This is a genomic window from Streptomyces sp. NPDC059009 (assembly GCF_042740175.1).
GTDB lineage: Bacteria > Actinomycetota > Actinomycetes > Streptomycetales > Streptomycetaceae > Streptomyces.
In genome coordinates, this window is record NZ_JBHYJB010000091.1 from 1 (window position 1) to 9665 (window position 9665).

General features: G+C 70.0%; 8 protein-coding genes. 6 read left to right on the forward strand and 2 right to left on the reverse strand.

Features of this window, described 5'->3' with window-relative positions:
• The 4 genes from ACFWYM_RS44630 to ACFWYM_RS44645 all read left to right on the forward strand — a co-directional run.
• Positions 1-779: vitamin B12 dependent-methionine synthase activation domain-containing protein (locus tag ACFWYM_RS44630; protein ID WP_384851305.1), on the forward strand; the 779-nt coding region annotated here is incomplete at its 5' end.
• Positions 780-945: 166 nt separating this feature from the next.
• Positions 946-1641 carry an HAD-IA family hydrolase gene (locus ACFWYM_RS44635; protein ID WP_384851306.1) on the forward strand — a complete coding sequence of 232 codons (696 nt, stop codon included), beginning with the start codon at positions 946-948 and terminating at the stop codon, positions 1639-1641.
• A 338-nt stretch (positions 1642-1979) separates the two neighbouring features.
• Positions 1980-3590 (forward strand): ABC transporter substrate-binding protein, encoded by a 1611-nt coding sequence (locus ACFWYM_RS44640; protein ID WP_384851307.1) that lies wholly within the window; start codon positions 1980-1982, stop codon positions 3588-3590.
• Positions 3591-3632: 42 nt separating this feature from the next.
• Positions 3633-5225 (forward strand): ABC transporter substrate-binding protein, encoded by a 1593-nt coding sequence (locus tag ACFWYM_RS44645; protein ID WP_384851308.1) that lies wholly within the window; start codon positions 3633-3635, stop codon positions 5223-5225.
• 75 nt (positions 5226-5300) lie between these two features.
• On the opposite strand, the gene ACFWYM_RS44650 is transcribed toward ACFWYM_RS44645, so the two are convergent.
• Together ACFWYM_RS44650 and ACFWYM_RS44655 are read right to left on the reverse strand one after the other, a co-directional pair.
• Positions 5301-5972 carry a response regulator transcription factor gene (locus ACFWYM_RS44650; protein ID WP_016639462.1) on the reverse strand — a complete coding sequence of 224 codons (672 nt, stop codon included), beginning with the start codon at positions 5970-5972 and terminating at the stop codon, positions 5301-5303.
• Between the two features lie 14 nt (positions 5973-5986).
• Positions 5987-6895, reverse strand: coding sequence for a RecB family exonuclease (locus ACFWYM_RS44655; RefSeq protein ID WP_384851309.1), 909 nt, complete (start codon positions 6893-6895; stop codon positions 5987-5989).
• A gap of 130 nt (positions 6896-7025) precedes the next feature.
• Here ACFWYM_RS44655 and ACFWYM_RS44660 point away from each other — a divergent pair, with 130 nt between their 5' ends.
• Together ACFWYM_RS44660 and ACFWYM_RS44665 are read left to right on the forward strand one after the other, a co-directional pair.
• The gene (locus ACFWYM_RS44660; protein ID WP_384851310.1) at positions 7026-8615 is read left to right on the forward strand and encodes a site-2 protease family protein; all 1590 of its coding nucleotides are present in this window, start codon (positions 7026-7028) and stop codon (positions 8613-8615) included.
• A gap of 98 nt (positions 8616-8713) precedes the next feature.
• Positions 8714-9616: a tRNA (adenine-N1)-methyltransferase gene (locus tag ACFWYM_RS44665; protein ID WP_384851311.1), complete on the forward strand. Its 903-nt coding sequence runs from the start codon at positions 8714-8716 to the stop codon at positions 9614-9616.
• The last annotated feature ends 49 nt before the right edge of the window (positions 9617-9665 follow it).

Sequence of the window (9665 nt, forward strand, 5' to 3'; positions counted from 1 at the left end):
TCTGGGGCACCCGCGTCATCAAGGGCATCCAGCTCAAGGAGTACGCCTCCTGGCTCGACGAAGGCGCGCTGTTCAAGGGCCAGTGGGGCCTCAAGCAGACGCGTGCCGGGGACGGACCCTCGTACGAGGAACTCGTCGAGACGGAGGGGCGCCCGCGGCTGCGCGGCTGGCTGGACGAGCTGCACACCAAGAACATGCTCGAAGCGGCCGTCGTGCACGGCTACTTCCCCTGTGTGTCCAAGGGCGACGACCTGGTCATCCTGAACGAGGACGGCACGGAGCGGACCCGCTTCACCTTCCCGCGCCAGCGCCGCGGCCGCCGTCTGTGCCTGGCGGACTTCTTCCGCCCGGAGGAGTCCGGCGAGACCGACGTCGTGGGCCTCCAGGTCGTCACCGTCGGCTCGAAGATCGGTGAGGCCACCGCCGAGCTCTTCGAGGCCAACTCCTACCGCGACTACCTCGAACTGCACGGCCTGTCCGTGCAGTTGGCCGAGGCCCTCGCCGAGTACTGGCACGCGCGCGTCCGCGCCGAGCTCGGCTTCGGCGGCGAGGACCCCTCGGACGTCGAGGACATGTTCGCCCTCAAGTACCGCGGCGCCCGCTTCTCGCTCGGCTACGGCGCCTGCCCCGACCTGGAGGACCGCGCGAAGATCGCCGAACTCCTGCAGCCGGAGCGGATCGGCGTCCAGCTCTCCGAGGAGTTCCAGCTCCACCCCGAGCAGTCCACCGACGCCATCGTCATCCACCACCCGGAGGCCAAGTACTTCAACGCCCGCTGAGGCGGTCTGCTGAGGCGGTCCGCTGGGGCGGTCCGCCGAGGCCGCCCGTCAGGGCTCCGTTTAACTGAAGCGCGCCTTCAGCGGACGAGTCGTACACTGGTCGGTCCAGCTCAGGCCGGTTCCCCTCGGGGAACCGGCCTTCTCGTCCCTCATGGAGGTGTGTCGGATGACCAGTACGGTCCCCGCGCTCGGTACTCGAACGGCCGAGGGCTCCGCCCTTCAGGGCGTGCTCCTCGACATGGACGGCACCCTGGTGGACACCGAGGGCTTCTGGTGGGACGCAGAGGTCGAGGTCTTCGCCCGGCTCGGCCACGCCCTCGACGAGTCCTGGCGCGACGTGGTGGTGGGCGGCCCGATGTCCCGCAGCGCGGGCTTCCTCATCGAGTCGACCGGCGCTGACATCACGCTCGACGAACTGACCGTGCTGCTCAACGACGGCTTCGAGGACCGCATCAGCCGCACCCTGCCGCTGATGCCGGGCGCCGCGCGACTGCTCGCCGAACTCGCCGCGCAGCACGTGCCGATGGCCCTCGTGTCCGCCAGCCACCGGCGCATCATCGACCGGGTCCTGGAGTCCATCGGGGCCCACCACTTCGCCCTGACCATCGCCGGCGACGAGGTCTCACGGACGAAGCCGCACCCCGACCCCTACCTCCTCGCGGCCTCCGGTCTCGGCGCGGAGCCGGCCAGATGCGCCGTCATCGAGGACACCGCGACCGGCGTCGCCGCCGCCGAGGCCGCGGGCTGCCGGGTCGTCGCCGTGCCCTCGGTCGCGCCCATCACCCCGGCCGCCGGACGCACCGTCGTGTCCTCCCTGGAACACGTCAACCTGCCTTTCCTGCAGGGCCTGATGGACCTCTGACACCGAGCCGCGCCCGCACGGTCGAACGTGTGAGGTTCACCACTTCACAGGGGGTCGACAGTCGGCCCCGGTCATGCACTGCCCGGAATGTCCGGGGGTGTGGGCGTGGTGTTGTGTCCCGATTGATGGGACCGTGCACGAAACCTTCCGGTGTTGGGTTATCAGTGCGTCCACGCCCGGTTTCACTCCGTGATGGGCCCTCAACTCCGGCCCCCTCCAGCGCTCCTGTGGTGCGGACTAATCTCGTCGCGAGAACATCGCCCCACCCCCTCGTGCCCTCAACCCACACCCCGTCGTTGCCGGACACCCGGGATCAAGAGCTCTGGAGAACGTCGAGCATGAACCGTAAGACTTTGGTGCTCCCGGCCGTCGTGGGGCTGCTCGCCCCCGTGCTCGCCGCGTGTGGCGGTTCGGGCGACGGCGGCAGCGGCGGTGGGGCGATAGCCGTCGGCACCACGGACCGGTTCGCGATCTCCAAGGAGGTCCGGGCCCCCTTCGACCCGGCCTACGCCTATGACGCGGGCTCCTGGAACCTGCTGCGGCAGACCGTCCAGACGCTGATGGCGATGCCTCGCGGAGACGGCGATCCGGAGCCCGAGGCTGCGGAGAAGTGCGGCTTCACCGACACCGGCAACGAGCGCTTCGCCTGCACCCTGCGCAAGGGCCTCACGTTCGCCGACGGTTCGGAACTCACGGCCGCCGATGTGAAGTTCTCCATCGAGCGTGTCCGCGACATGAAGATCAAGAACGCGAGCGGTGTGGCGGGCCTCGTCTCGAACGTCGACACGATCGAGACCCAGGGCAAGCGCGGCGTCGTCTTCCACCTGAAGACCCCGGACGCGACGTTCCCGTACAAGCTGGCCACCCCCGCCGCCGGCATCATCAGCGAGGACCACTACGCGAAGAAGGCGCTGCGCGACGGCTTCGCGGTGGACGGCTCCGGCCCGTACACCGTCAAGCAGGAGACCGAGGGCGACCGGCTCGTGAAGGCCGTGTTCTCCAAGAACCCCCACTACAAGGGGAACTTCACGCCGAAGAGCGACAAGGTCGAGCTGCGCTTCTTCGACACCGACAAGGGCATGGGCGACGCCCTGAAGAAGAACGACATCGACATGATGACGCGCACCATGTCGCCGGAGCAGATCAAGCAGTACGACCGGGACACCGACAAGCACATCGACCTGGTCGAGATGCCCGGCCTGGAGACCCGCTACCTCGGCTTCGACACGAGCGCCCCCAGCGTCAAGAACAAGGCCGTGCGGCAGGCCATGGCGCAGGTCATCGACCGCGGCCAGCTCACCTCCCAGGTGTACGGACCGGCCGCGGACCCGCTCTACTCGCTGGTCCCCGCCACCATCACGGGCCACACCAACGCGTTCTTCAACAAGTACGGCAAGCCCGACCCGGCCAAGGCCCGCACGATCCTCGCCAAGGCCCACATCAACACCCCGGTCAAGCTGACCCTGCACTACACCACCGACCACTACGGCGCGGGCACGAAGAAGGAGTTCCAGCTGCTGCAGAAGCAGCTGAACGCCAACGGCCTCTTCGACGTGGACATCAAGGGCGACCCGTGGAACACGTTCCGCGCCGCCGAGCTGAACGGAAAGTACGACGTCTACGGGATGGGCTGGTTCCCCGACTTCCCCGACGCCGACAACTTCCTGGCGCCCTTCCTCGCCAAGGACAACTTCCTCCACTCGCCGTACACCAACAGCACCATCAACGACGAGCTGATCCCCGCCTCCCGCCGAGAGGCCGACCGGCTCGCCGCCGCCAAGAGCGTCCAGAAGATCCAGGACATCGTCGCCGACGAGGTCCCGGTGCTCCCCCTGTGGCAGGGCAAGCAGTATGTGGCCGCCCGCGACGACATCACCGGTGTCGAGTGGGCCCTCAACTCCTCCTCGAACCTGCAGCTGTGGGAGCTCGGCCGTGGTGTGAGCGGCTGACCTCCGCCGCACCGACGACACAACAACAAAAGGCACACGTACGTGAACATGCGCAACCAGTGGCTGGCCCTGCCCCTCACGGGAGGGCTGGCCGCCGCCCTGCTGACCGGCTGCGGCACGGAGGCGGGTGACTCCGCGGACGCGGAGGATTCCGTGGTGATCGGGATGTCGGACGACGTCCTGGCCACCGACCCGGGGTCCGGTTACGACCCGGGCTCGTGGCTGTTGTTCAACAACGTCTTCCAGTCCCTGCTGAGCTTCCCCAAGGGGGAGACCGAGCCACAGCCGGAGGCCGCCGAGAAGTGCGGCTTCACGGACAAGGCGACCAAGGTCTACGAGTGCACCCTGCGCGACGGCCTCAAGTTCAGCAACGGCAACGACCTCACCTCGAAGGACGTCAAGTTCTCCTTCGACCGCATGCGGGCCATCAAGGACGCGGCGGGCCCCGCACCGATGTTCCCCATGCTCGACCGGGTGCAGACCCCGGACGCCAGGACCGTGGTCTTCCAGCTGAAGAAGCCCGACGCCACCTTCCCCAGCAAGATCGCCTCCGGCGCCGGTTCGATCGTCGACCACAGCGCCTACGACAAGGGCGCCCTGCGCGAGGACGGCGAGGCCGTCGGCTCGGGCCCCTACAAGCTCGATTCCTTCAGCGAGGACAAGGCGGTCTTCTCCGTCAACCCCGACTACAAGGGGACCGCCAAGGTCAAGAACAAGGGCATCACCCTCAAGTTCTTCCACGGCGACCAGAAGGGCCTCAAGAAGGCGCTCCTGGACCACGAGGTCGACGTGGCCTACCGAGGGCTCGCCGCCGGGGACATCGCCGACATCGAGAAGACGGCGTCCAAGGGGTCCCAGGGCAAGGACATCAACATCGTCGAGGGCAGCAGCGCCGAGGTGCAGCACCTGGCCTTCAACATGAAGGACCCGGTCGCCGGCAAGCGCGGCGTCCGCAAGGCCATGGCCTACCTCATCGACCGGGACGCCCTGGTGGGCGAGGTCTACCAGGACACGGCGACCCCGCTGTACTCGATCGTCCCGGCCGGGATAGGCACCCACACCACGCCGTTCTTCGACACCTACGGCGCCCGCCCGCAGCGCGCCAAGGCCGCCGAGGCCCTGCGCGCCGACGGCGTCAAGGGCAAGGTCAAGCTCACCCTCTGGTCCACGCCGACCCGCTACGGCCCGGCCACCGACCAGGAGTTGAAGGCCGTCGCCGAGCAGCTCAACGGCAGCGGGCTGTTCGACGCGCAGGTGAAGTCCGTGGCCTTCGGCCAGTACGAGAAGGACATCAAGGCCGGCAAGTACGGCGTGTACGTGAAGGGCTGGGTGCCGGACTACCCGGACCCCGACAACTTCACGCAGCCGTTCTTCGGCGCGGGCAACGTCCTCGACAACCACTACGAGAACTCCGCGATCACCGACCGGATCATCCCCGGCACGGCGGCCCAGCGCGACCGCACCAAGGTCGGCAAGCAGTACGCCGACCTCCAGAAGATCGTGGCCGACGAGCTCCCGGTCCTGCCCGTGTGGCAGGCCAAGCAGTACGCGGTGACCAACGGAGACGTGTACGGACTGGAGTCCTGCCTGGACGCGTCGACGGTGTTCCGCTTCTGGGAGATCAGCAAGGCGTGACCTGACGCCCCGCGGACGACGAAGGGTGGCCGCTCCTGGCTCGGAGCGGCCACCCTTTCTGCTGGTCAGCTGTGGCTACTGCGCACCGGGGCGGACGAGCCCGCTCTCGTACGCGTACACCGCCGCCTGGACACGGTCGCGCAGCCCCAACTTCGTGAGGACGTGGCCCACATGGGTCTTCACCGTCGTCTCGCTCACGAAGAGGTCGGCGGCGATCTCCGCGTTCGACAGGCCGCGGGCCACGAGCTTCAGCACCTCGACCTCGCGCTCGGTGAGGGTGTGCAGGGTGTCCGGGACCGGCTCGTCACCGGAGGGCAGGTGCCCCGCGTACTTGTCGAGGAGGCGGCGCGTGATGCTCGGCGCCAGCATCGCCTCGCCCGCGGCGACCACCCGGATCGCCTGGACCAGCTCATTGGCCGGGGCGTCCTTGAGCAGGAAGCCGCTGGCGCCCGCGCGCAGCGCCTCCACCACGTACTCGTCGAGGTCGAAGGTGGTCAGGACGAGGACCTTCGCCGGTCCGTCCCGGCCGGGGCCGGTGATCTGGCGGGTCGCCTCGACGCCGTCCATCCGCGGCATGCGGATGTCCATGAGCACCACATCGGGCTGCAGCGCCCGCACCTGATCCAGAGCCTGCAGGCCGTCTCCGGCCTCGCCGACGACCGCGATGTCCTGCTCGGCCTCCAGAATCATCCGGAAACCCGTGCGCAGCAGCGGCTGGTCGTCGACCAGTAGGACGCGGATGGCCACGTAACTCTCCTTCGCTAGCCCGCGCCCATTCTGCCCTGCTCCGCCGCCTGCGACTCGGGCGCCCTCACCGGAAGCGGATACGGCGGGGGAGTGCCGCCGAATTCCGGACAAACGGCCTGGTGGTCGCACCAGCCGCAGAGCTTGGTCGGCCGCGGGCGCCAGTCGCCCGTCTCCGTGGCCTCCTCGATCGCCGCCCAGAGCGCGAGCAGCTTGCGCTCGACCCGCTCCAGGTCCGCGATCACCGGGTCGTACGTGATCACATCGCCGCTGCCCAGGTAGACGAGCTGGAGCCGACGCGGCACGACACCCTTCAGGCGCCACACCACGAGGGCGTAGAACTTCATCTGGAAGAGCGCGCCCTCCGCATACTCCGGACGCGGGGCCTTGCCCGTCTTGTAGTCGACGATCCGGACCTCGCCCGTCGGCGCCACGTCGACGCGGTCGATGATGCCGCGCAGCCTCAGGCCCGACTCCAGCTCGGCCTGCACGAACAACTCCCGCTCGGCGGGCTCGAGCCGGGTGGGGTCCTCCAGGGTGAACCAGCGCTCCACGAGCCGCTCGGCGTCCGCGAGCCAGCGGGCCAGCCGCTCGGCCGCGGCCTCGCCGCCCTCGGCTTCCGCGCCCTCGACCTCGGCGAACAGCTCCGACAGCTCCGGCTTGGCCTCACGCAGCCGGTCCCACTGGCCGGGGATCAGGGACTTCGCATGCGGCGCCGTGCGCTCGGCCGCCGGGGCGTCGAACAGGCGCTCAAGCACGGCATGCACCAGGGTGCCGCGGGTCGCCGCCTCGCTCGGCTTCTCGGGCAGCTTGTCGATCACCCGGAAGCGATACAGCAGCGGACACTGCATGAAGTCGCTGGCCCGCGAGGGGGACAGGGACGCCGGGCGCGCGGCCGCCACGGCACCGTCGGTGCTGTTCTCCATGAGGACAGACCCTACGACCCGCCACTGACAACGGCCGCATACCATCGACGGCAGACCCTCCCGCCCTGCATGATCGTGTGTGGACCACGCACCACTCGGGAGCGGGGGACGCTTCGAACGAGGGGACATCGTGGACGAAAGCGGCGGGAGCGGCAGGCCGCGGTCCGAGAGCACGGACGGCGCCGTGGAGCCCACACGCCCGGCGGCGGACCGGGCCGAGCGCAACGTCCCGGACGAGCCGAGCGCCCAGGACGAGCCGAAGCCCCAGGACGAGCCGAGCGACGCCGCACCGAAGCAGGAGCCGAAGCCGCAGGCAGAGCCCGAGCCGACGGCGGAGCCGAAGCCGCAACCGGCGACGGAAGCGGACGCCGCTCCCCGCGCCTCTGAAGCGGACGCCGCCCTCCACGCCTCCGAAGCGGACGACCCCGCCCCCCGCGTCTCCATCGACAAGCCGACCGACGAACAGGTCGCCCGGGAAGTCGCCCAGCAGGTCGAGCAGCACGCGGCCGCCGCCCGCACCCGCGCCACCCACGGCCCGCACCACGACCCCAAGAACCCCCCGAAGAAGAGCCCCGGCGGCGGCCTCCTCATGGGCCGCCCTTTCGGCGTGCCCGTCTACGTGGCACCCAGCTGGTTCCTCGTCGCCGCCCTCATCACCTGGGTCTTCGGCAGCCAGCTCGACCGCGTCCTGCCCGAACTGGGCAGCGCCCGCTACCTGGTGTCCCTCTTCTTCGCCGTCGCCTTCTACGCGTCGGTGCTCGTCCACGAGCTCGCCCACACCGTCGCCGCCCTCCGCTTCAAGCTCCCGGTGCGCCGCATCCAGCTCCAGTTCTTCGGCGGCGTCTCCGAGATCGAGAAGGAGAGCGAGACCCCCGGCCGCGAGTTCGTCCTCGCCTTCGTCGGACCGCTGCTCTCCCTCGTGCTCGCGGGCGTCTTCTACGCGGGCATGCGGGCCGTCGAGCCCGGCACCGTCCCCGGCGTCCTGCTCGCGGGCCTGATGATCTCGAACCTGATCGTCGCCGCCTTCAACCTGCTGCCGGGCCTCCCGCTCGACGGCGGCCGCATGCTCCGGGCCGTCGTCTGGAAGATCACCGGCAAGCCCATGAGCGGCACCGTCGCCGCCGCCTGGGTCGGCCGGGCCCTCGCCATCTCCGTGCTCATCGGCCTCCCGCTGCTCAACCAGTCCGGCGCCCTCGGCGGCGAGACCCAGGACATCGGCGGCATGGACACCGTCATGGACGCCCTGCTCGCCGCGATCCTCGCCGCCATCATCTGGACCGGCGCCGGCAACAGCCTCCGCATGGCCCGCCTGCGCGAGCACCTCCCCGAACTGCGCGCCCGCACGCTGACCCGCCGCGCCGTCCCCGTCGAGACCGACACCCCGCTCTCCGAGGCCCTGCGCCGCGCCAACGCCGCCGGAGCCCGCGCCCTCGTCGTGGTCGACGCCGACGGCGACCCCCTGGCCGTGGTCCGCGAGACCGCCATCGTCGGCGTCCCCGAGCACCGCCGCCCCTGGGTCACCGTCAGCGGCCTCGCCCAGGACCTCACCGAGGGCATGCGTGTCTCCGCCGAGCTCGCCGGCGAGGAGCTGCTCGACTTCCTGCGGGCCACCCCCGCGACCGAGTACCTGGTCGTCGAGGACTCCGGCGAGATCTACGGGGTCCTGTCCGCCGCCGACGTCGAGCGCGCCTTCGTCAAGGCCATGGCACGCCCCAGCTGACCGGGGCCCGGCCCTCCCTCAAGCTCTCAAGGAGCAGGGGGACCCCCTTCCGTATCCGCGTGGTCTGCGGGCTCCGCCACGGCCGGTAGGCTGGTCACATGTCCGAACCGACCGGTGCCGCCCGCCGTCGCGGGCCCTTCAAGGTCGGGGACCAGGTACAGCTGACCGACCCCAAGGGCCGCCACTACACGTTCACGCTCGAAGAGGGAAAGAACTTCCACACCCACAAGGGTTCCTTCCCCCACGACGAGCTGATCGGCGCTCCCGAGGGCAGCGTTGTCCGCACGACGGGCAATGTCGCCTACCTCGCGCTGCGCCCCCTGCTCCCCGACTACGTCCTGTCCATGCCCCGCGGCGCCGCCGTGGTCTACCCCAAGGACGCGGGGCAGATCCTGGCCTTCGCCGACATCTTCCCCGGCGCGCGCGTCGTGGAGGCGGGCGTGGGCTCCGGCTCGCTCAGCAGCTTCCTGCTGCGGGCCATCGGCGACGACGGCATGCTGCACTCGTACGAGCGCCGCGAGGACTTCGCCGAGATCGCCAAGGGCAACGTGGAGCGCTACTTCGGCGGCCCCCACCCCGCCTGGCAGCTCACCGTCGGCGACCTCCAGGACAACCTCTCCGACACCGACGTCGACCGCGTCATCCTCGACATGCTCGCCCCCTGGGAGTGCCTGGACGTCGTCTCCAAGGCCCTCGTCCCCGGCGGCATCCTCTGCTGCTACGTGGCCACCACCACCCAGCTCGCCCGGACCGTGGAGTCCATCCGCGAGATCGGCGGCTTCAACGAGCCGACGGCCTGGGAGTCGATGATCCGCAACTGGCACATCGAGGGCCTGGCCGTCCGCCCGGACCACCGCATGATCGGCCACACCGGCTTCCTGCTCACCGCCCGGCGCCTCGCCGACGGAGTGGAGCCCCCCATGCGCCGCCGCCGCCCCGCCAAGGGCGCCTACGGCGAGGACTACTCGGGCCCGAACGCCGACGGCGGCAGCCCCCGCTAGCCCCCGGCCGACCCGGCCCGCCCAACACCACGGCGCCGCCGCCGAGTTC